The sequence below is a fragment of the Streptomyces sp. NPDC047706 genome (assembly GCF_043204795.1).
GTDB lineage: Bacteria > Actinomycetota > Actinomycetes > Streptomycetales > Streptomycetaceae > Streptomyces.
Window position 1 is genome coordinate 92,081 of the sequence record NZ_JBIDCW010000026.1, and the last position, 19,773, is coordinate 111,853.

Genomic DNA, 19,773 nt, shown 5'->3' on the forward strand with positions numbered 1-19,773 from the left:
GGAGGGCCGTTCCTGCTGTCCGGGGTGACCGGAGCCGATCACAGCGCTCGCCTGTCCGACCGGGTGCGGGATGAGACGGGGAAAGCCTGTGGATAACTCCGGGGCTGTCGGTGGCGGCGCCTATCGTGGACGCAGTGGTCGAGATCCGACGTACGGGGGCACGGCGATGGGTGGGACAGGCGGGGTAGGTGCCATGGCGGCGGTAGCTGACAGCGAGGCGTTGGCAGCGCTCCACAAGGTCTTCGGGTACGAGGCTTTTCGTGGGGAGCAGGAAGCGGTCATCGAGCATGTGGTGGCCGGTGGCGACGCCGTCGTGCTCATGCCGACCGGTGGCGGGAAGTCGCTCTGCTATCAGATTCCGGCCCTGGTCAGACCGGGTACGGGCATCGTCGTGTCGCCGCTCATCGCCCTGATGCAGGACCAGGTCGACGCGCTGCGGGCACTGGGCGTGCGGGCCGGGTTCATGAACTCGACGCAGGATTTCGACGAGCGCCGGGTGGTGGAAGCCGAGTACGTCGCCGGTGAGCTCGACCTGCTCTACCTGGCGCCGGAGCGGCTGCGGCTCGACGCCACGCTGGAGCTGCTCTCCCGCGGGAAGATCTCCGTCTTCGCGATCGACGAGGCGCACTGCGTGTCCCAGTGGGGCCATGACTTCCGGCCCGACTATCTGACGCTGTCGCTGCTCGGAGAGCGCTGGCCCGACGTCCCGCGGATCGCGCTCACGGCGACCGCCACGCGCGCCACGCACCAGGAGATCACCCAGCGGCTGCACATGCCGACGGCGCGGCACTTCGTGGCGAGCTTCGACCGCCCGAACATCCAGTACCGGATCGTGCCCAAGGCGGACCCCAAGAAGCAGCTGCTGAGCTTCCTGCGGGAGGAGCACGCGGGCGACGCGGGGATCGTGTACTGCCTGTCCAGGAAGTCGGTGGAGTCGACGGCCGAGTTCCTGAGCAGGAACGGAATCGAGGCGGTGCCCTACCACGCGGGACTGGACGCGGGTACGCGTGCGGCGCACCAGTCCCGGTTCCTGCGGGAGGAGGGGCTGGTCGTCGTGGCGACGATCGCCTTCGGGATGGGCATCGACAAGCCGGACGTACGGTTCGTGGCCCACCTGGACCTGCCGAAGTCGGTGGAGGGGTACTACCAGGAGACGGGCCGGGCCGGGCGGGACGGGCTGCCGTCCACCGCCTGGATGGCCTACGGCCTCAACGACGTCATACAGCAGCGCAAGCTGATCCAGTCCGGCGAGGGCGACGAGGCGTTCCAGCGGCGGGCGGCCGCGCACCTGGACGCGATGCTGGCGCTGTGCGAGACGGCGCAGTGCCGCCGGGGTCAGCTGCTCGCCTACTTCGGCCAGGACCCGGACGAGGCCGGCTGCGGCAACTGCGACACCTGCCTCACGCCGCCCGAGACCTGGGACGGCACCGTGGCGGCGCAGAAGGTGCTGTCGACGGTGGTGCGGTTGCAGCGGGAGCGGGGGCAGAAGTTCGGCGCGGTGCAGATCGTCGACATCCTGCTCGGCAAGCGCACCGCAAAGGTGATCCAGTTCGACCACGACCAGCTCTCCGTCTTCGGCATCGGCGAGGAGCTGACCGAGGGCGAGTGGCGGGGCGTCGTCCGGCAGTTGCTGGCCCAGGGCCTGCTCGCGGTCGAGGGGGAGTACGGCACGCTGGTGCTGACCGAGGCCAGCGGTGCGGTGCTGCGGCGGGAGCGGGAGGTGCCGCTGCGCAAGGAGCCGAAGAAGCCGGTGAGTTCGCGGGCGGGGTCCTCCCCGTCCGGGCGGAGCGAGCGCAAGTCGAAGGCCGCGGCGGTGGAACTCCCCGAGGAACTGCTGCCCGCCTTCGAGGCGTTGCGCGCCTGGCGCGCCGAGCAGGCCCGGGAGCAAGGCGTCCCGGCCTATGTCATCTTCCACGACGCCACGCTGCGGGAGATCGCTGTGGCGTGGCCGAAGTCGGTGGCCGAGCTCGGCGGCATCAGCGGGGTCGGAGAGAAGAAGCGGGTGACGTACGGGGAGGGTGTGCTGGCGGTGCTGGCCTCCCTGGACGGATCACCCGGCGGCGCGGCGACGCCGACCGGGGAGCAGGGTGCGGACGACTGGCCGGAGTCGGAGTCGGAGCGGGAGTCGGAGCCGGACGACTGGATGTAGGGGGCGGGGTGCGGGCGGCGCACGCGGCCCAGGCTTCCCGCGCCGCCCGCACCGCGTGGGCCCTGACGCCGCGATCGGGGCGCCGTGCACGGGGGTGGCTGACCGCCGCCCGGCGTTCTCCGTGCCCGGGTGGCGGTGACGGCGGTACGGCGGCGTGGCGGACCTCGGCGTCCGGCGTCAGGCGGTCGCGCCGTCGGGCCCGCACTCGGGCGGATGCGTCGGCGGGCCCGCCTTCAGGCGGCCGCGTCCTGGGACGGGGAAGGGCCGGGCTGTCTTGATCGGGTCGGTCGCGCGGCGTTACGACAGTGCCGTCAGGCCGGGGGCGAAGGTGATCAGCAGGGGGAGCAGGGGGACCAGTGCCGCCGCGGTCGTCGTCAGGGCCCGGTGCCGGCGGTCCAGTCGGGCGGGCGGCTCCAGCAGACGGTCCACGCGTTCGCCCAGGAGGCGGTGGCTGGAGGCGCAGGAGAGGACGCCCCGGTGCTGGTTGAGTTCGATCAGGGCGAGCGCCGTGGTCAGGTGGCCGCACCGGCGGGAGGCCGTGTCGTCGGCGGAGAGTTCGACCAGGCGGTGGGTCTGGTCGCAGAAGTGGGCGAAGAGGGGAACGCGCGGGAAGCCGGTGGCCAGCGCGGTGGACAGGTGCAGCAGCCAGTCGTGTCGGGCGCGGGCATGGCCGCGCTCGTGGGTGAGGACGGCGTCGAGCTGGTGGTCGGTGAGCCGGTGCAGCGCACCGGTGGTGACGATCAGCTGGGGCGGACTGCCCGGCATCCACCAGGCGTCGGGATACTCGTCCTCCAGGACGAGCAGCGGTCCCCGGACAGCGGGCAGGCCGGCCGGCAGGTCGGGGGCGCGTTCCCGCAGGTGTGCGCGGGCCCGGCCGCGGCGGCGCCGGGCCTCGAACAGCTCGCGCACGAGCATCGCCGTGGTCCACGCGGCGCCGCAGGCCAGCGACAGGGTCAGCGCGGCGGCCCAGGGCGGCGCCGCCGAGAGGTCGTAGGCGGCGGCGACGCTCGGCGGGGCGGGCGCGAAGACCTGGTCCCGCACGGTCTGGAAGACGGCCGCCGCGCCCAGGACCAGCGCGGTCAGACAGCACAGCAGGACGGTGGCGACCAGGCACTGCCACACCCACAGCCCGATGACGGGCTCCCGTTCGGGCCACGCGGCGCGGACCAGCGTACGAGGGGCCGGTACGGCGGCCGTCAGGGCGACGACGCTCAGCAGGAGCAGGCAGAGGGTCATGCCACGGGCTCCGGATCCTGGTCGGGAGTGGGGCGGCTGGGGTGCGGTGCGGGCGGCGGTCGCGCGCCGTACGCCTCACGTGTCCGCGCCGTACGTGGCGCGCACCGCCCGTCCGTCAGTATGACGGTGCCGGGCGGCCGGAGTCAGCGCCGAAGCCGTCGCTGTCGCGTAAACCTCACCCCGCCACGACACGTCCCGTGACCTCACCGAGCCCGACGCGTACCCCGCCGGCCCCCGGGGCCCAGGCGGTCATGGTCACGACGTCGCCGTCCTCCAGGAAGGTGCGCTTGCCGTCGGGCAGTTCGAGGGCGTCGCGGCCGTTCCAGGTCAGCTCCAGGAGTGAGCCGCGTTCCCCCTCGGCCGGGCCGCTGACGGTGCCCGAGCCGTACAGGTCGCCGGTGCGCAGGGATGCGCCGTTGACGGTCATGTGGGCGAGTTGCTGCGCGGCCGTCCAGTACATGGTGGAGAAGGGCGGCTCCGAGACGACGTGGCCGTTGAGGGCGACGGAGATACGCAGGTCGTAGCCGCCGGGCTCCTCCTCGGAGTCGTCCAGGTACGGCAGCAGGGGGTGCGTCCGTTCGGGCGGAGCCACCCGCGCCTCGTCCAGCGCGTCCAGCGGGGTGATCCACGCCGACACCGAGGTGGCGAAGGACTTGCCGAGGAACGGGCCGAGAGGGACGTACTCCCAGGCCTGGATGTCGCGGGCGGACCAGTCGTTCAGCAGGCACAGGCCGAAGACGTGGTCGCGGAAGCCGGACTGCGGCACCGGCGTGCCCATCGCGGACGGGACGCCGACCACGAAGCCGACCTCGGCCTCGATGTCCAGCCGGACGGACGTACCGAAGACCGGCGCGGTGTCGGCCGGGGCCTTGCGCTGCCCGGAGGGGCGGACCACGTCGGTGCCGGAGACGACGACCGTGCCGGAGCGGCCGTGGTAACCGATGGGCAGATGCTTCCAGTTGGGTGTGAGGGAGTCGGCGGCGTCGGGACGGAAGATCTGGCCGACGTTGCGGGCGTGGTTCTCGGACGCGTAGAAGTCGACGTAGTCCGCGACCTCGAACGGAAGGTGCAGGGTCACCGAGGACAGGGGGTGCATCAGCGGGGCGAGGGACTCGCGGTGTGACGGCACCGTGACCCAGGCGGTGAGCGCGCGCCGGACGTCCGACCAGGCCGTGCGGCCGGCGGCGAGCAGCGGGTTGAGGGTCGGGCGGGCCAGCAGCTCGGCGTACGGGGAGCCGAGCGCCAGGGCGGCCGCACCGGCGTCGAGGACGTGGCCGCCGAGGCGGACACCCACCGTGCGTTCGGCGGACCCGGCGGGTGAGAACACGCCGTACGGAAGGTTGTGCGGACCGAAGGGGTCGCCCTCGGGGACATCGAAGGGGGGCATGGGGTGCTGCCTCACTTTCGTACGCGCGGTCCATGCGGTCGCTGATCACGTTACGACTGCGGCACCTGTCTTGGGCAGTGCGTGAAACGCGTTGAAGATACTGAATGTCCTGAATGGCGCTCCACATCTTCGTGCCGGAGCGTCCCGCCGACCCGTCGCCACGACCGCCCCCGAACCGTCAGTGCAGTGAGAACAAGCATCGCACCGGCCACTGACAACAGGAGGCGGCACCCTGCGGGCACGGATGACGAACCCGGCGTACGTCCTCCCGGCACCACGTGGGGGGGTGAAAAGCAGACGGTGTGAAGGTAGTTGGGAATGAACGGTGCGGGTCCGGTGTCCGTATTCTCGGATCATGGCCGCACCCATCGCATATGCCGCGCGCACTGAGTACGCGCCCGCCGACTACGCCCTCATCGCCACCGACCTGGACGGAACGCTGCTCCGCGGCGACGACACGGTCTCGGACCGTTCGCTCGCCGCGCTCGCGCGGGTCTGCGCGGCCGGAGCCCGGCATCTGGTGGTGACCGGCAGGCCGGCGCCGAGGGTGCGACCGCTGCTGGAGCTCCTGGGCGGCGGGGGGCTCGCGGTGTGCGGGCAGGGCGCGCAGTTGTACGACGCCGGCGCGGACCGCCTGCTGTGGTCCGTCACGCTGGACCGGGAACTCGCGGAGACCGCGCTCGGCAAGATCGAGGCCGAGGTCGGACAGGTGCACGCGGCCGTCGACCAGGACGGGGTCGACGGGCTCACCCTGATCGAGCCCGGGTATCTCATGCCGCACCCCACGCTGCCGGCGGTGCGGATCGATCGCCGCGACGACCTGTGGTGCGCGCCGATCAGCAAGGTGCTGCTGCGCCATCCGACCCTGTCCGACGACGAGTTGGCGGCGGTGGCCCGCACGGTGGTCGGCTCGCTGGCGACCGTCACCATGTCGGGGCCGGGAACGGTCGAGCTCCAGCCGTGCGGCATCACCAAGGCGACGGGACTGGCGCTGGCGGTCCGGCACCTGGGCCTCGGCCCGGAACGGACCATTGCCTTCGGGGACATGCCCAACGACATCCCCATGTTCGACTGGGCGGCGCACGGCGTCGCCATGGCCAACGCCCACCCCGAGCTCAAGGCGGTGGCCGACGAGATCACCCTGTCGAACGAGGACGACGGCGTCGCCGTCGTCCTCGAACGGCTGCTGGCCGAGGCTCAGTACGGGCCGAAGACGTTGTCGATGGAGCCGTAGCGGTCGGCCGCGTAGTTGCAGGCGGCGGTGATGTTGGCGACCGGGTCGTAGGGGTCGTAGGCGGTGCCGGGCACGTGGTAGGCCGCGAAGGTCGGGTCGATGACCTGGAGCAGGCCCTTGGAGGGGGTGCCCTTGGCGGCGTTGGAGTCCCAGTTGTTGATGGCGTTCGGATTGCCGGACGACTCACGCATGATGTTGCGGTAGATGCCGTTGTACGAGCCCGGGATCCCCTGCTGCTCCATGATGTCGAGCGACTGGCGGATCCAGCCGTCCAGGTTGTTCGGGTACGTCTTGACCGAGTTGACGGCCGTGGGCGTGGCGGCGGACGCGGTGGTGGCGCCGACGAGCGGCAGGGCGAGCAGGGCGGCGCCGGTACCGGCGACGGCGAGCCTGCGGGCGATGCGGGCGGTGCGACTGTGCTGACCGTTTGCAGTCATGGGGACTGTCCTCTCCGGCGCCTGCGAGGTGAGCTGTCGGGTTCGGGCGGGGAGGTGCCCGGCCGCCTCTTGCGAGTGCGACTTCACCCCGAGCCGTTCCGGTGTGCCGTGCGGTACGGCCTCCGGTCCGGCGATCCACCTGGGTCCCCCGCTCCTGCCGTGCGGTGAGTGAGTCCGTCATGGGTGGCTCGGGCGGCGGCAGGATTCGGCGTTCCGCCCGACTGGCCGGGAACGTATGCGAGAGCACATGTCCGAAACAAGTGGCGATTTCACCTATCACAGGATTTGATCTTCGAATCGCCTGTTTGGCCCTCTTGATCCTTTGCGCTCGGCAACGGCCAACTCGGCCGTGTGCAAAGGCGGGTCGCGGGGTCCGTGTAAGGAAATCGTGAAGCTGCCCGAGTGAGCCAAGTCACGCGCATGCAGAAGAATGGCAAAGCGGGCAATAAGCCCAAATCCTAGTTAACTGGCGGTCCGTGGAATTCGCTTTTCCCGCGCGCGATGGAAGACCACTTCGGCGCTATCGGTGCAAATCACCCTATTCAAGGTCAAAGAATGCTCTGCCGTGCAGGCGGTCTCCGACCGTGTGCGGATCGTCGTGTCCCAGGCCAACTCCGGGCGGTGCTGCCGGATAGGCCAGTCCGAGCGGCTGCGGGCCGGCAGCGGATCGTCCTCGCGGACGGTGTACGTCTCCAGCGCGTCCTCGGTGAACTCCAGGCCGTCGGGGTACATGCGCGTGCCGCCGCAGCGCGGGTCGGCCTCCGGCCGCCGATCCCCCTTGGCCACGTCCCGCACGGCCAGCCGCTCCGGGCGCGGTTCGTCGAGCGTGGCCGGGTGGGCGACGCCGAGCGGCCCGTACTGCTCCGGTTCGTCGGAGGTGAGGGGCGGGGCCACGGCACGCGCGCGTACCGGCAGTTCGAGAGCGCTGCCGCAGGGGTCCACGGTGAAGCCAAATGACGAGTCCGGCTGGGGCCAGATCCAGGGCCGGTGCGCGCAGGAGAGGGCGAGGCGGATGCGGTGGCCGGGTGGGAAGGCGTACCCGATGCCGCTGAGTTCGAAGGTGACGTCCTCGGTGGCTCCTGGGGCCCCACGGCGTGACCCGGTCACGCCCCTCGCGCGCGGAGAGGTCCATCACAACGTCCGTCGGGACGCCCTCGCTGTCGCCGTGCCCGCGCACGTCGACGCGGACGGAGGCGTAGCCATGGCCGGTGTACCAGGGGTGGCGCTGATGTCCGCGGCGCGCGGTCCAGTCGGTCAGGCGGTACGGGAGGTACTCCAGGAGCGCGGGTACGGGCTCGCCGGTGATCGGGCGTCAGACGCGCGCGTACAACCGTGTTCCGTCGGGCAGCGGGATACGGAGGTCCTGATGAGTCGTCTCGCAGGGGAAGGACGTACGGATGCGCGTGAGTGTGACCCCAGGGATGGCTTCAGCGGACCGGGAGCGTCGTGCGGCGCAGCCGGGGTCCGGTGGGCGGCAGGGCCATCACGAGGGTGGGCAGGCCGCCGAGGACCACGCAGGTCGCGATCGAGACCAGCGGGAGCAGGGCGACCACGAGGCCCCTGGTCGGCGAGTCGTACGCCCCGACCGGCACCGCGAGCGCGACGGCGAGTGCCGGCCCCGTGGTGACCGGGCGGACGGCACGGCGTGTCGCCCGCGGCGGGAGCGCGCACTCCGTCGCGCGTTTGCGCCCGGCCAGGTGGCGGCTGCCGATGAAGTACTGGACCAGGCCGAACGTCATGCCGGTCGCGGGAGCCCAGAGGCCCCGGTGCCGGCCCTCGCGCCCGCCCGGCCGGTCCGTGACCAAAGAGCCCGTGGAGGCGCCGATGCCGATGGCCGTGCAGCTGAGGGGGAAGCCGGCGTGCGTGCGGCGGCGTCTGCCGCCCGTGGTGGCCGCGTAGGGCGTGAGGAGCCCGCTGCCCGCGCCGATCAGGCCCAGGCCAGCTCAGGTCGTCGCCGTGGCGGGCATGGCCATGGCGTGGGGCCCGCAGGCGATCGGGATGCCGGATCGGAGCACGGCGGGGTGGAAGCCGGGGACACGGCCGGCGGCGACGGAGACCGGACAGGCGAGGGTGCCGTGGGCGACCGAGACGGAAGCATCCGTTCCGGTGGAGATGTCCGTGCCGCCCTTCGTGGTGGACATGCCCGTGCCGCCGTTCGTGACCGTGCCGGCGGCGTGCGGGACGGGGACGGCCTGCACGCCGAGGAACGAGAAGCGCTCCCGGACCTCGAGGCGGGAGAGGGTGGGCAGGCGCCGGGGTCGGACGGGGAAGGCGCGGTCGTCGCCGGACGGCGGCATGCTCTCAGGTCCGGCGGCGACGGCGGTGCGGGGCTGGGGGCACCTCTTCCGGCTGAGTCGATAAATATCTGCTCATATCAACTGATCAAAAACATACCCGCCGTGATCCGATACCGCCTGAGGTGTAACGGTGGGCGGCCTCGGTGATCGAAACGTGACCGGATACGCTGACTTGAGTGAAGGCAGCGACCTATCGACATTCCGCGTAATCGCCAGTAGACACCAGCAGACAGGAGACCCCTCGTGACCGTCGTCGGGCCGTTCGGGCTGAGCGTGCGGGACCAGGCTCTGGAAGCCGATGTCCAGGCCGGATTGGCGGCTGTCGAGGAAGGGTTGCTCGAAGCCACCAAGAGCGAGGTCCCGTTCATCACGGAGGCCGCGCAGCATCTGGTGCGTGCCGGCGGAAAGCGGTTCCGGCCGCTGCTCGTGATGCTCGCCGCCCGGTTCGGTGACCCGTACGCGCCCGGAATCGTGCCCTCCGCCGTGGTGGTGGAGCTGACCCACCTCGCGACGCTCTACCACGACGACGTGATGGACGAGGCCGCGGTACGGCGCGGGGTGCCCAGCGCGAACGTCCGCTGGGGCAACTCCGTCGCCGTCCTCACCGGAGACTTCCTGTTCGCCCGCGCCTCGCACATCCTGGCCGACCTCGGGCCCGAGGCGGTACGGGTGCAGGCCGAGGCGTTCGAACGGCTGGTGACCGGTCAGATCCTGGAGACCGCGGGGCCGTCGGACGGCCGGGACCCGGTCGAGCACTACCTCGACGTGCTCGCCGGCAAGACGGGATCGCTCGTGGCGGTGTCGTGCCGGTTCGGCGCGATGATGTCCGGCGCCGACGAGTCGGTGGTGGACGTGCTCACCCAGTACGGGGAGCGGCTGGGCGTCGCCTTCCAGCTCGCGGACGACGTACTGGACATCGCCTCCGACTCGCACGAGTCCGGCAAGACACCGGGCACGGATCTCCGGGAGGGCATCCCGACGATGCCCGTGCTGCGCCTGCGGGAGCGGGCCGCCCGGCTGGGGCTCGCCGAGGACGTCGCGCTGTGCGAGCTGCTCGCCTCCGACCTCACCGACGACGCCCGGCACGCGGAGGCGCTGTCCGCGCTGCGTGCGCATCCGGCGCTGGAGCAGGCTCGGCGGGACACCGTCCGGTTCGCGGAGGAGGCGCGGGCGGCACTCGCCCCGCTGCCCGAGTGCGACGCGAAGGCGGCGCTGACGGAACTGTGCGACGCCGTGGTGCACCGAGCCGGGTAGTTCCGTTCCGGGGGGCTCGTGGTCCGAGCGGGGCAGGGTCCGACCGGGGCATGGTCTGGCTGTGGGCTGTGGGCTGTGGGCTGTGGGCTGTGGGCTGTGGGGCCGGTACCTGATGCTGGTGCGTGCCCTCTGGCCGGTCGCCGGGCCGGGCATCGAGGGCCGGCCGTCCGGCCTCGTCACCCCCGTAGTACTTGTGACCCCCCGTCGTACCCCTACGGGTCGGGGGAGATGCCGTCGTGTCGTGTCATACCGCAGCAGTACACGGAGTTGGCTCCCGGGTCTGACGCTTCATGCCGCCGGATTTGGTCATATGGAGAACACGGAACACACCACTCCTCACCGATCCGGGTGAGAATGGCGGCTCAGGTGGGACCCGTGCGAGGACGCGACGAGACAGCCGCCGCCTACGACGGAGGTAAGGCACACATGGCACCGTACGAATCCGACGACACCACGGCCGTGGCCGACGCGGACGAACAGCGCGCGGCACGGCGGCGCAAGGCCGCCCGGTACGTCGTCCCGGCGGCGGTCCTGGGGCTCGCGGCGGGCACCATCGGGCTCGTCCCCGCTCTCGCCGACTCCGGCAGCCCCGACCTGCCGAAGATCACCGCGCAGGAACTGCTGGAGAAGATGGCCGCGTCGGACGTGCAGCAGCTGTCCGGCACGGTGAAGATCAGCACCGATCTGGGACTGCCCGACCTGGGCGGCCTCGAGGGCGACCTGATGTCCGGCGCGAGCCCGTCCGGCGGCGAGGGCTCCTCGGCCGACCCGTCGGCCAAGCTGACCGAGCTGGCCTCCGGCACCCACACCCTGCGCGTCGCCGCCGACGGCCCCGACAGGCAGAAGCTGTCGCTGCTGGAGGACGCCGCCGAGTACAGCCTGATCCACAACGGCAAGGACGTCTGGGGTTACGACAGCGCGTCCAACGAGGTCTACCACGGCACCGTGACCGAGGGCACCGAGCAGCGCGAGGAGAAGGTCCCGGCCACCCCGCAGGACCTGACCGACGAGGCGCTCAAGGCGGTCGACGACACCACGTCCGTGACCGTCGACGGCACCGCGCAGGTGGCCGGCCGTGACGCCTACAAGCTGGTCATCGAGCCGAAGCAGTCCGGTTCCACGGTGGGCGCGATCAGCGTGGCGGTGGACGCCGAGACGGGGACGCCGCTGAAGTTCACGCTGACTCCGGCGAGCGGCGGCGCCGCCGTGGTGGACGCGGGCTTCACGCAGGTCAGCTTCGGCAAGCCCGCCGCGTCGACCTTCGACTTCACCCCGCCCAAGGGCGCGAAGGTGACCGAGGAGGGCAGCGTGGAGGCGCCGGAGCACTCGCAGCACCCCGAGGAGGAGGAGCTCGCCGAGGGCCTCGAAGGGCTGAACGTCATAGGCGAGGGCTGGACCTCCGTCGCGGTCCTCGACTCGGGTGCCGAGGGCGCGGCCTCCGGCGCAGGACGCGGTGACATGGGCGAGCTGGGTGCCGCGGGCGGCTTCCTGGGCTCGCTGGGCGACGAGGTGAAGGGCAAGTTCGGCTCGGGCACGGTCTTCGAGACCCGCCTGGTGAACGCGCTGATCACGGACGACGGCAAGGTCTACGTCGGCGCGGTCACCAAGGAGGCGCTGGTGAAGGCGGCCGACTCCGGGAAGTGAGCCGGGTGAGTGCCAGGTCCGGGAAGTGAGCTGTATGAATGCCCGGCAAGGGAAGTGAGCCGGGTGAACGCCCGGCCAGGGAAGTGAGCCGGATCGGCACCGAACTCCGGGACGAGAGCCCGGAGTTCGGTGCCGGGGCATGGGTTCGGTACGCGGGTACGCGTACGAGGCATCGGGGACGCATGGCCGACACGTCCGTCATGGGACCGCGGCAGGTCTGCGCGCACGCGGCGGTGATGACCCCAAGGACGGCTGATCGTCCAGGGTGCGGTGACGGACCTGGCGGCGGGTACGCGGGGCCGGCTGGTGGCGACCACGCCGGACACCGGTGACGCGGCCCGGGTGCTGAAGGAGCGCGGGGTGGGCGATGTGTCGGCCACCGAGGACCGGGTGACGGGCGAACCGCCGGAGGGGGAACTCGCGGAGTTGAACGCCGCGTTGGTCGAGGCAGGGGTGCGGGACCGCGGCTTCGGGGTGCAGGGGCTCCCTGGAGGACGCGTTCGTGGCGCTGACGCGGGAGGGCTTCGATGCCGCGGGCTGAGGTCGCGGTGTCCCGCCTCGGTCCGCTGTGGACCTTCGGTGTGCTGCGCAGCGAACTCGTCATCACGTTCCGGCGCCGGCGTACCCTCGCGCTGCTCGCCGACCTGATGCGCGAGCCGGTCTACTGGGACGACCTGATACGCAACCTCGGTCTGCGGGCCCTGTACGCGGTCGTGTTCGGCTCGGCGGCATGGGCGCGGTTCACGGCGAGGGACATCACCGCGTAGCGACAGGTGCTACGCGGCCTCGTACGGGAGCCGGGCGAGCGGCGCCTCCTGCGCGAAGAACGTCTTGGCGCGGGTGAGTGCCTCGGTGTCCTTCAGTACGTCACCGGGCTTGCTGCCGTTGCCGAGCAGGACCCCGCCGAAGCGCATCCCCATGTAGGCGGCCGAGTTGCTGAGGGTGCCGATGAGCGGGTCGGCGACCTCGGCCTCCTCGTGCGCGAGCGCGGTGACGCCCCAGAGCGTGCGGTCGGCCAGCGTCGCCTTGAAGTCGAGGCCGGGCGTGCGCAGCCAGCCCGACCAGTAGTCGAGGTAGCGCTTGACGTGTGCGGACACCGAGTACCAGTAGAGCGGGGAGGCGATCACGATGTCCGTCGCGGCGAGCGTGGCGTCGAGCAGCAGCGCGACCTCGCCTTCGGTGGGGCGGACGTGGTCGCTGTCGTGCCGGAGGTCCTCGAAGTCGGGCAGCGGGTGCGCGGCGAGGTCGATCCACTGCTGTCGCACGTCGGCGGGCAGCTGATCGGCGGCCGCGCGGGCCAGCAGTTCGGTGTTGCCGTCGCTGCGGCTGCTGCCCAGTACGAAGAGGAAGCGTCGGGTCATGGTGTCCCCCAAGGGGTTCCGAGATGTTCGGCGTACGACGGTTAAACGCTTGTGCAGTATATGCACACGCATGCAGATGGTCCAGTGCCGAAGGAGCCGCCGCCGACGAAGACCGGCGCGGCCGAATCCAAGGGGTGGACGTCCGTCAGCGTGTCCGTCAGCGAACCGCCGCTGTCAGCCGGACCAGAGCCTCGGTCCCGCGGGGCGGGCGTCCGCTCAGGTCGCCGAGCCGCCACGCCGGAACCCACGGCACCCGGTACACGTCGATGACCGACTCGATGAGCCTGATCCGCTGGGCGAGAGGTCGTGGCAGCCGGCCCGGCGCGTCGGCGACCAGGACGACGGCGTCCAGGTCGAGCCCGACCGGAGCCTCCCCGCGACGGAAGAGCTCCAGGGCGTGGAGGGCGCAGGCCAGTCCGGTCGCGTGCGTGCGGGCGACGAGCAGTACCGACTGCGGATCGTCGGAGCCGGGCCAGGCGCGTTCGCAGTCCTGACCGCCGTACACCGTGGCCAGTGTCGAGACTCCCGCCCCGCCGTGCGTGCCGACCCAGGAGAAGCGCCGGACCGTGCGGGAGGAGACGGGAGAGGGGTCCGGCACCGGCGCCGTGGCCACCGGGCCGCGGATCCAGATCTCCGGTCCCTGTCGCGCACCCGTCCGCATGCCCGCTCCTCTCCGTCGTCGGCCGGCGATCGCCGTCCATCGATCTTCGCTCGACGCCGGAGAGCTCCGTGACGGGGGCGCCCGGTCTTGGGACGATGCTGTGACGCCCCGGTGACGCGTGTATCGGGCGAAAGCGGTGAGACTCGACGGTAGGGTCCGCCGAGGCGTGGACCCCGGCGAGTGAGGAAACCGATGTCTCGACCAGGCCGCGAGAAGAAGCGGGACCAGCAGTACGGGAACGGGGGAGCGGTGATCGACGTCCGCGTGCCCGGCGCCGGACCGGGCGCCGCCGGCACCGCCGGCGCCTCGATCGGCGGCGTCCCGGTCTTCCCGGCGGCCGGCGAGGAGCTCCAGCAGACGGTCCTGAACCACCTCCACCGCATCGCCCTCGCCACCGGCCGACCCGTCCTCGCCACGGTCCACGACGAACGGATCGGCTACGTCGTACCGCTCGAGGTTCACCCGGACGGGTCCAGTTGCTTCACGGCGGAGCCGGTGCCGACGGGCGGCGCGGGGGAAGCCGTATCGGTGCCGACGGGTGGTGCGGGTGAAGCCGTATCGGTGGCGACGGGTGGTGCGGGGGAAGCCGTATCGGTGCCTTCGGGGTCGGTGGCGGAAGCCGCATCCACACCGCCGCGCCCCGCGCCGGTGGGTCAGGCTCAGCGCGACGCGCCCCGTGCGACGGGCCCGGTGCAGGAAGCCGTACCTCCGCCGCCGCGGCCCGCGCCGCCGCCCTCACCCCAGGTGGCTGCCCCGGCTTCGCCCGACCGGCCGCCGGCCCCCGCCCCCGCCCCCGCGTCGCCTCACCCGCCCCAGGCGGCCGCACCGGCCCGGCCCGCCCCGGACCAGGCGCCCGCAGAGCCCTCGGCCGGGCCTCCGCAGGACAGCGCCACACACGTGCTGCGTACACCGCAGGCCTCCGCGGCCGGGCCCGCCTCCGCGCCGACCTTCCGGCTGCGGGCGATCCAGGAGCCGCAGCCGTTGGGCGAGTTCGGGCCGCCCCCCGTCATGGACGCGAGGCCGCATCCGGAACCGCTCGCTGCGGCGGACCTGGATCCGGACCCCAGGCCCACCCCGCCCCGCGGCTTCGACGCGGTCGCCGAAGCCATCCTCGGACCGGAGGACGAGGTTTCGAGCCCCACCTCCTCCCTGCTCGCCGGACCCATTGCCCGTATCGGCGACGCCGTGAAGGCGGGGCGTATAGAGACGGCGGCGGCTCTCGCGGAGCAGGCCGTGGGCGAGGCGTCGGCGGGCCTGCCGCCCGGCCATCCCGAACTGCTGCACCTGCTGGAGCTCACCGCGTACGTCGCCTACCTGGCGGCCGACCCGGTCCGTGCCTTCCGGCTCTCCCTGGACGTGGCCCGTAGTTACCGTCGCACGCACGACGCGGAGGGCGCCTACGGGAACGTGTACAGCGCGGCCACGGCCTGGCGAGCCGTGCGCGATCCCGAGCTCGGCCTGGAGCTGGGGAACGAACTGCTCGGCCTGTGGACCGAGTTGGCCGCCGAAGCCGGCCCGGCCGCCGACGACGTGGAGGAACTCGAATCGGTCCGCGCCCGCATGGTCCGCCTCGCCGCGCGGGCGGGCCGGGCGTCCGGCGGCTGAGCGGCACCCGCCGCGACACGCAGCCGTTGGACCAGGGCGCTGTTGTCCTCGATCTCGTACCGTCCCGTGGAGCTGCCCGGCGGAGCAGGCCCTACCCGGCCTCGGCGGCCTGTGTCTCCCGTGCGTCGTACGCCGCCCGCGCCGCCGCGATCTCCCGCTGGTGCTCCTCCGTCCACGTCACCAGGGACCGGATCGTGGCGTGCAGGGTGCCGCCCAGGGGTGTGAGCTCGTACTCGACGCGGGGCGGTACGACGGGGTGGACCGTGCGCGTGACCAGGCCGTCCCGCTCCAGCTGGCGCAGCGTCACCGTCAGCATGCGCTGGCTGACGCCGTCGATCTCGCGGCGCAGTTCGGTGAAGCGGAGCCTGCGGTTCTCCAGCAGGGCGATGACGAGCAGCGACCACTTGTCGGCGACCCGGTCCAGGATCTGCCGCACCTCGCAGCCCTCGCGGGTGTCCCACTGGAAGGGGTCCGCGTCGCCGTAGTCCACGGTGCTCTCGCAGTTACTCGGTGACTTAGAAGTGCCTACTTCCATGTCTGTCGAGTCTGCCGCAGGCTGGCCGTGGTTACAAGAGGGAACCGACCCTCACTCCGGTAACCGACCCCTGTCTATCTCCTGGAGTGTTGCCATGGGCACCCGCGCCTGGGCTCTGTTGCTCGTGCTGTGCGGAACGATCTTTCTGGAGGGCATCGACGTCGCGATGATGGCCGTCGCGATCCCGACGATCAGGGCCGACCTCGCGCTGTCGACGGGCACCGCGGCCTGGGTGATGAGCGCGTACGTCCTCGGATACGCCGGCTTCACCCTGCTCGGCGGACGGGCCGCGGACCTGCTCGGCCGCCGCCGGATGTTCCTGATCTGGCTGACCGTCTTCCTGCTCTTCTCCGGGCTCGGCGGATTCGCCACCGACGGGTGGATGCTCGTCCTGGCGCGGTTCGTCACCGGCGTCGCGGCCGCGTTCATGACCCCGGCCGCGCTGTCCCTGATCACCACCTCCTACGAGGAAGGCCCGCAGCGCAACAGGGCCCTGCTGGTGTTCGCGGGCACCGCGGCCGGCGGCTTCTCCCTGGGCCTGGTCATCGGCGGGCTGCTCACCGCGATCGGCTGGCGGTGGGTGTTCTTCGCCCCGGTGCTGCTGGCGGGCGCGCTGCTGGTCGCGGCCGTCCGCCTCGTGCCCGCGTCGGCCGCGGTGCGCCGCGAGGGACGCGGCTTCGACCTGCCCGGCGCGGTCACCGCCGCCGGCGCCATGCTGCTGGCCGCCTACACCGTCGTACGGCTGGAACACGGACTGCGCGACTGGCCGCTCACCGCCGTGGCGGCGCTCGCCGCGTCCGCGCTGGCGGTCACCTTCGTCGCCGTCGAACGGCGGTCCCCTGCGCCACTGGTCCGGCTCGGCATCCTGCGCAAGGGCTCCGTCGTCCGCGCGGATCTCGGGGCGCTGCTCTTCGTCGGCGCCTTCTTCGGATTCCAGTTCGTGGTGACGCTGTACCTGCAGGAACTGCGCGGCTGGTCGTCCCTGCAGACCGCGATCGCGCTGGTCGCCATGGGCTGCGACGCGGTCCTCGCCCCGACGCTCACCCCGAAGCTGGTCGCCCGCTTCGGCAACGCCCGCGTGATCCTCGGCGGCTTCGTGCTGGCGGTCGTCGCGTACGGGCTGTTCCTGCCGGTCGGGATGGACTGGTCGTACGCCGCCATGTTCCCGACGCTGATCATCGCGGGCACCGCGTTCGCGCTGGCGTACGGGCCGTTGACCATCGCGGCGACGGACGGCGTCGCGGAGGAAGAGCAGGGCCTGGCGAGCGGGCTGCTGAACACCGCGACGCAGTTCGGCTCGGCGATCGGGATCTCGGCGGTGACCGCCGTCTACGGCTTGGCCTCGACGACCGCCTCGGGGCCGGAGGCCACGCTCTCCGCCTTCCGCGCGGCGCTGACGGTGCCGGTCGCGATGGTGGTGGCAGGCATGATCCTCTCGGCCTTCAGCGCGCGGGCCGCCCGGCGCGCGGCGCGCAGCGCGTCCCAGGTGAGCAGCGTCAGCGCCAGCCAGACCAGTGCGAACCCGGCCCAGCGCTCGGGCGGCATGGCCTCACGGAAGTAGAGGACGCCGAGCGCGAACTGGAACACCGGGGCCAGGTACTGCAGCAGCCCCAGCGTCGACAGGGGCACGCGGATCGCGGCCGCGCCGAAGCAGACCAGCGGAAGCGCGGTCACGAGTCCGGTCGCGGCGAGCAGCGCCGCGTGCCCGGCGCCCTCGGTGTGGAAGGTCGACTCGCCGTGCGCGTTCAGCCACACCAGATAGCCGAGCGCGGGCAGGAACTGGACGGCGGTCTCCGCGGTCAGCGACTCCAGCCCGCTGAGGTTCACCTTCTTCTTCACGAGGCCGTAGGTGGCGAAGGAGAGCGCGAGGACGAGCGAGACCCACGGCGGGCCGCCGTGGCCGACGGCGAGGACGAGCACGGCCGCGAAGCCGACCCCGACCGCCGCCCACTGCACGGGCCGCAGCCGCTCCTTCAGCAGCAGCACGCCCATCGCGATGGTGACCAGCGGGTTGATGAAGTAGCCGAGGGAGGCCTCGACGACCTGGCCGTTGTTCACGGCCCAGATGTAGACACCCCAGTTGACGGTGATGACGGCCGCGGCGACGGTGATGAGCCCGAGGCGCCGCGGCTGCCGCAGCAGTTCCCCGGCCCAGCCCCAGCGACGCACGAAGAACAGCGCGACCGCGACGACGGCGAGTGACCAGACCATCCGGTGGGCGAGGATCTCCACCGAGCCGGCGGGCTTCAGCAGCGGCCAGAACAGGGGGACGAGGCCCCACATCCCGTAGGCCGCGAAGCCGTTCAGCAGGCCTATGCGGCTCTCGCCCCTCGACTTTCCGGACACCGGCTCCTCCTTCGCGCTTCCAGCCCACCGCACGAAGGTAGCGCCCGACACGCCCGCCTGTCATGGCCGTATCGCCATACGGTCATGACGGCAGAGGCCGGTGGTGCGAGGTCAGTCCTTGAGCGCGGCGGTGATCGCCTCGGAGAGCGGTGTGGCCGGGCGCCCGGCCAGGCGGGAGAGGTCGCCGGTGCACACCGCCAGCTCGCCCTTCGCGATGGACTCGTCCACCCCGGCCAGGATCGCGGCGAACGGTTCGGGCAGGCCGGCGCCGGTCAGAATGCCCTGATAGGTCTCGAACGGCACCGGGTTGTACGCGATCTCCCTGCCGGTCTGCCGGCTCAGCTCGGCCGCGTACTCCGCGAAGCTCCACGCCTCGTCGCCGCTCAGCTCGTACGTCCTGTTCTCGTGCCCCGCGCCGGTCAGCACCGCCACGGCGGCGGCCGCGAAGTCCGCGCGAGAGGCGGAGGCGACCCGGCCCTCGCCGGCGGCCGCGACGACCGCGCCGTGCTCCAGCACGGGGGCGAGGTTCTCGGTGTAGTTCTCGTGGTACCAGCCGTTGCGCAGCAGCACGTACGGCAGACCCGATGCCAGCACGGCAGCCTCCGTGGCGCGGTGGTCGTCGGCGAGCGCGGCCGTCAGGCTGCCGGGCGCGCTCGTGTACGCGAGCAGTGCCACTCCTGCCGCCTTCGCGGCATCGATCACGACCTTGTGCTGGGCCACGCGGTCCTCGTCGAACTCGTTGCCGGAGATGAGCAGCACCTTGTCGCCGGCGGAGAACAGGGTGCCGAACGTCGCGGGCGCGTTGTAGTCGGCGAGCGCGATCCGCACTCCGCGTTCCGCGAGGCCGCGGGCCTTCTCCGCGTCCCGGGCGACGGCGGTGATCTGGTCGGCCGGGACCTTCTGCAGCAGTTGCTCGACGACATGGCGGCCGAGGTGTCCGGTGGCTCCGGTGACGACGATGCCCATGGTGGGTTTCCTCCGTACGAGTGGGTGTGGCGGGGTTGCCACTCACCCTAGGAGGGGCACTAACTCATGGAAAGTACCCACTTTGAAGTAAGGTACATGCATGGCAGAGAGTGCGAAGGGGTCGGCAGGCAGGCCCGACGGCGAGGCGATGTGCCCGTACCGGCTGGTTCTGGAGCACATCACCAGCCGCTGGGGCGTACTGGTGCTGATCCGGCTCATGGAACGCCCGCACCGGTTCAGCGAGCTGCGCCGGGCCATCGGCGAGGTCCGGCAGGTGAGCGAGAAGATGCTCACCCAGACGCTGCAGACCCTGGAGCGGGACGGGTTCGTCCACCGCGACGCGCAACCCGTGATCCCGCCCCGCGTCGACTACTCCCTCACCGAACTCGGCCGTGAGGCCGCGGAGCAGGTGCGGGAGCTGGCGCTGTGGACCGAGCGGCGGATGGGTGAGGTGGAGCAGGCGCGCACGGCATACGACAAGGCCCGGGCCTGAGCCCGGGCCTGTGCTCCGCCTGTCGTGGGGTTCAGCCGACGACGGTCCAGGTGTCGCCGCCGGCGAGGAGTGCGGCGAGGTCGCCCTTGCCGTTCTGCTCGACGGCGGCGTCGAGCTGTCCGGTCATCCGGGTGTCGTAGACGGGGCGGTGCACGGCGCGGAAGACGC

17 protein-coding genes, 5 pseudogenes and 1 riboswitch are annotated in these 19,773 nt (G+C 71.8%); of the genes and pseudogenes, 9 read left to right on the plus strand and 13 right to left on the minus strand.

Annotated features, from left to right (window positions below; all coding sequences use genetic code 11):
* Nucleotides 1-166: 166 nt before the first annotated feature.
* A complete protein-coding gene (gene recQ, locus ACGF8A_RS27345; protein ID WP_393112636.1) occupies nucleotides 167-2,149 on the plus strand; it encodes a DNA helicase RecQ in 1,983 nt (660 codons plus the stop codon).
* Nucleotides 2,150-2,446: 297 nt separating this feature from the next.
* Here the strand turns inward: recQ and ACGF8A_RS27350 are convergent, their stop codons facing one another.
* Both ACGF8A_RS27350 and fahA read right to left on the minus strand, forming a co-directional pair.
* On the minus strand, nucleotides 2,447-3,385 hold the full coding sequence (locus ACGF8A_RS27350) for a M56 family metallopeptidase (protein ID WP_393112638.1): 939 nt from the start codon (nucleotides 3,383-3,385) through the stop codon (nucleotides 2,447-2,449).
* A gap of 175 nt (nucleotides 3,386-3,560) precedes the next feature.
* Nucleotides 3,561-4,772: a fumarylacetoacetase gene (fahA, locus tag ACGF8A_RS27355; protein ID WP_393112640.1), complete on the minus strand. Its 1,212-nt coding sequence runs from the start codon at nucleotides 4,770-4,772 to the stop codon at nucleotides 3,561-3,563.
* A gap of 355 nt (nucleotides 4,773-5,127) precedes the next feature.
* Here fahA and ACGF8A_RS27360 point away from each other — a divergent pair, with 355 nt between their 5' ends.
* Nucleotides 5,128-6,006 carry an HAD family hydrolase gene (locus tag ACGF8A_RS27360; protein WP_393112642.1) on the plus strand — a complete coding sequence of 293 codons (879 nt, stop codon included), beginning with the start codon at nucleotides 5,128-5,130 and terminating at the stop codon, nucleotides 6,004-6,006.
* On the opposite strand, the gene ACGF8A_RS27365 is transcribed toward ACGF8A_RS27360, so the two are convergent.
* The 5 genes and pseudogenes from ACGF8A_RS27365 to ACGF8A_RS27385 all read right to left on the minus strand — a co-directional run bounded on the left by ACGF8A_RS27365 (nucleotide 5,970) and on the right by ACGF8A_RS27385 (nucleotide 8,740).
* Nucleotides 5,970-6,443, minus strand: coding sequence for a transglycosylase SLT domain-containing protein (locus tag ACGF8A_RS27365; protein ID WP_393112644.1), 474 nt, complete (start codon nucleotides 6,441-6,443; stop codon nucleotides 5,970-5,972). The genes ACGF8A_RS27360 and ACGF8A_RS27365 overlap by 37 nt on opposite strands.
* Nucleotides 6,444-6,446: 3 nt before the next feature.
* Nucleotides 6,447-6,624: riboswitch (cyclic di-AMP (ydaO/yuaA leader) on the minus strand.
* Nucleotides 6,625-6,905: 281 nt separating this feature from the next.
* The gene (locus ACGF8A_RS27370) at nucleotides 6,906-7,550 is read right to left on the minus strand and encodes a CocE/NonD family hydrolase C-terminal non-catalytic domain-containing protein (RefSeq protein WP_393112646.1); all 645 of its coding nucleotides are present in this window, start codon (nucleotides 7,548-7,550) and stop codon (nucleotides 6,906-6,908) included.
* Nucleotides 7,551-7,638: 88 nt separating this feature from the next.
* Nucleotides 7,639-7,749, minus strand: a pseudogene (locus tag ACGF8A_RS27375) (hypothetical protein); the annotation flags it as partial.
* A 121-nt stretch (nucleotides 7,750-7,870) separates the two neighbouring features.
* Nucleotides 7,871-8,182, minus strand: coding sequence for a hypothetical protein (locus tag ACGF8A_RS27380; protein ID WP_393112648.1), 312 nt, complete (start codon nucleotides 8,180-8,182; stop codon nucleotides 7,871-7,873).
* Between the two features lie 204 nt (nucleotides 8,183-8,386).
* Nucleotides 8,387-8,740 (minus strand): hypothetical protein, encoded by a 354-nt coding sequence (locus ACGF8A_RS27385; protein ID WP_393112650.1) that lies wholly within the window; start codon nucleotides 8,738-8,740, stop codon nucleotides 8,387-8,389.
* A 243-nt stretch (nucleotides 8,741-8,983) separates the two neighbouring features.
* On the opposite strand from ACGF8A_RS27385, the gene ACGF8A_RS27390 reads away from it, so the two are divergent.
* The 4 genes and pseudogenes from ACGF8A_RS27390 to ACGF8A_RS27405 all read left to right on the plus strand — a co-directional run.
* The gene (locus tag ACGF8A_RS27390) at nucleotides 8,984-9,994 is read left to right on the plus strand and encodes a polyprenyl synthetase family protein (protein WP_393112652.1); all 1,011 of its coding nucleotides are present in this window, start codon (nucleotides 8,984-8,986) and stop codon (nucleotides 9,992-9,994) included.
* A gap of 426 nt (nucleotides 9,995-10,420) precedes the next feature.
* Entirely contained in the window at nucleotides 10,421-11,638 is a 1,218-nt protein-coding gene (locus ACGF8A_RS27395) for an outer membrane lipoprotein carrier protein LolA (RefSeq protein ID WP_393112654.1), read from the plus strand.
* A 212-nt stretch (nucleotides 11,639-11,850) separates the two neighbouring features.
* Nucleotides 11,851-12,179 (plus strand): annotated as a pseudogene (locus tag ACGF8A_RS27400) (ABC transporter ATP-binding protein); the annotation flags it as partial.
* A 97-nt stretch (nucleotides 12,180-12,276) separates the two neighbouring features.
* Nucleotides 12,277-12,405: pseudogene (locus ACGF8A_RS27405) on the plus strand (ABC transporter permease); the annotation flags it as partial.
* 9 nt (nucleotides 12,406-12,414) lie between these two features.
* On the opposite strand, the gene ACGF8A_RS27410 reads toward ACGF8A_RS27405, so the two are convergent.
* Nucleotides 12,415-12,999 (minus strand): flavodoxin family protein, encoded by a 585-nt coding sequence (locus ACGF8A_RS27410; RefSeq protein ID WP_393112656.1) that lies wholly within the window; start codon nucleotides 12,997-12,999, stop codon nucleotides 12,415-12,417.
* A gap of 157 nt (nucleotides 13,000-13,156) precedes the next feature.
* The gene (locus ACGF8A_RS27415) at nucleotides 13,157-13,660 is read right to left on the minus strand and encodes a DUF6668 family protein (RefSeq protein WP_393112658.1); all 504 of its coding nucleotides are present in this window, start codon (nucleotides 13,658-13,660) and stop codon (nucleotides 13,157-13,159) included.
* A gap of 192 nt (nucleotides 13,661-13,852) precedes the next feature.
* On the opposite strand from ACGF8A_RS27415, the gene ACGF8A_RS27420 reads away from it, so the two are divergent.
* Entirely contained in the window at nucleotides 13,853-15,265 is a 1,413-nt protein-coding gene (locus ACGF8A_RS27420) for a tetratricopeptide repeat protein (protein ID WP_393112660.1), read from the plus strand.
* A gap of 91 nt (nucleotides 15,266-15,356) precedes the next feature.
* On the opposite strand, the gene ACGF8A_RS27425 is transcribed toward ACGF8A_RS27420, so the two are convergent.
* Nucleotides 15,357-15,800: a winged helix-turn-helix transcriptional regulator gene (locus tag ACGF8A_RS27425; protein WP_393112662.1), complete on the minus strand. Its 444-nt coding sequence runs from the start codon at nucleotides 15,798-15,800 to the stop codon at nucleotides 15,357-15,359.
* A 169-nt stretch (nucleotides 15,801-15,969) separates the two neighbouring features.
* Here ACGF8A_RS27425 and ACGF8A_RS27430 point away from each other — a divergent pair.
* Nucleotides 15,970-17,049, plus strand: a pseudogene (locus tag ACGF8A_RS27430) (MFS transporter); the annotation flags it as partial.
* A gap of 80 nt (nucleotides 17,050-17,129) precedes the next feature.
* Here ACGF8A_RS27430 and rarD read toward each other — a convergent pair.
* Both rarD and ACGF8A_RS27440 read right to left on the minus strand, forming a co-directional pair.
* Nucleotides 17,130-18,146 (minus strand): EamA family transporter RarD, encoded by a 1,017-nt coding sequence (gene rarD, locus ACGF8A_RS27435; RefSeq protein ID WP_393112664.1) that lies wholly within the window; start codon nucleotides 18,144-18,146, stop codon nucleotides 17,130-17,132.
* Nucleotides 18,147-18,257: 111 nt separating this feature from the next.
* On the minus strand, nucleotides 18,258-19,112 hold the full coding sequence (locus tag ACGF8A_RS27440) for an SDR family oxidoreductase (protein WP_393112666.1): 855 nt from the start codon (nucleotides 19,110-19,112) through the stop codon (nucleotides 18,258-18,260).
* A gap of 100 nt (nucleotides 19,113-19,212) precedes the next feature.
* On the opposite strand from ACGF8A_RS27440, the gene ACGF8A_RS27445 reads away from it, so the two are divergent.
* Nucleotides 19,213-19,605 carry a winged helix-turn-helix transcriptional regulator gene (locus ACGF8A_RS27445; RefSeq protein ID WP_393112668.1) on the plus strand — a complete coding sequence of 131 codons (393 nt, stop codon included), beginning with the start codon at nucleotides 19,213-19,215 and terminating at the stop codon, nucleotides 19,603-19,605.
* Nucleotides 19,606-19,636: 31 nt separating this feature from the next.
* Here ACGF8A_RS27445 and ACGF8A_RS27450 read toward each other — a convergent pair.
* Nucleotides 19,637-19,773: pseudogene (locus tag ACGF8A_RS27450) on the minus strand (2-oxoacid:ferredoxin oxidoreductase subunit beta); the annotation flags it as partial.

Coding starts and splice junctions, on each gene's coding strand:
- recQ (WP_393112636.1), top strand. CDS start 167: ATGGGTGGGACAGGCGGGGTAGGTGCCATGGCGGCGGTAGCTGACAGC.
- ACGF8A_RS27350 (WP_393112638.1), bottom strand. CDS start 3,385: ATGACCCTCTGCCTGCTCCTGCTGAGCGTCGTCGCCCTGACGGCCGCC.
- fahA (WP_393112640.1), bottom strand. CDS start 4,772: ATGCCCCCCTTCGATGTCCCCGAGGGCGACCCCTTCGGTCCGCACAAC.
- ACGF8A_RS27360 (WP_393112642.1), top strand. CDS start 5,128: ATGGCCGCACCCATCGCATATGCCGCGCGCACTGAGTACGCGCCCGCC.
- ACGF8A_RS27365 (WP_393112644.1), bottom strand. CDS start 6,443: ATGACTGCAAACGGTCAGCACAGTCGCACCGCCCGCATCGCCCGCAGG.
- ACGF8A_RS27380 (WP_393112648.1), bottom strand. CDS start 8,182: ATGACGTTCGGCCTGGTCCAGTACTTCATCGGCAGCCGCCACCTGGCC.
- ACGF8A_RS27385 (WP_393112650.1), bottom strand. CDS start 8,740: ATGCCGCCGTCCGGCGACGACCGCGCCTTCCCCGTCCGACCCCGGCGC.
- ACGF8A_RS27395 (WP_393112654.1), top strand. CDS start 10,421: ATGGCACCGTACGAATCCGACGACACCACGGCCGTGGCCGACGCGGAC.
- ACGF8A_RS27410 (WP_393112656.1), bottom strand. CDS start 12,999: ATGACCCGACGCTTCCTCTTCGTACTGGGCAGCAGCCGCAGCGACGGC.
- ACGF8A_RS27415 (WP_393112658.1), bottom strand. CDS start 13,660: ATGCGGACGGGTGCGCGACAGGGACCGGAGATCTGGATCCGCGGCCCG.
- ACGF8A_RS27420 (WP_393112660.1), top strand. CDS start 13,853: ATGTCTCGACCAGGCCGCGAGAAGAAGCGGGACCAGCAGTACGGGAAC.
- ACGF8A_RS27425 (WP_393112662.1), bottom strand. CDS start 15,800: ATGGAAGTAGGCACTTCTAAGTCACCGAGTAACTGCGAGAGCACCGTG.
- ACGF8A_RS27440 (WP_393112666.1), bottom strand. CDS start 19,112: ATGGGCATCGTCGTCACCGGAGCCACCGGACACCTCGGCCGCCATGTC.
- ACGF8A_RS27445 (WP_393112668.1), top strand. CDS start 19,213: ATGGCAGAGAGTGCGAAGGGGTCGGCAGGCAGGCCCGACGGCGAGGCG.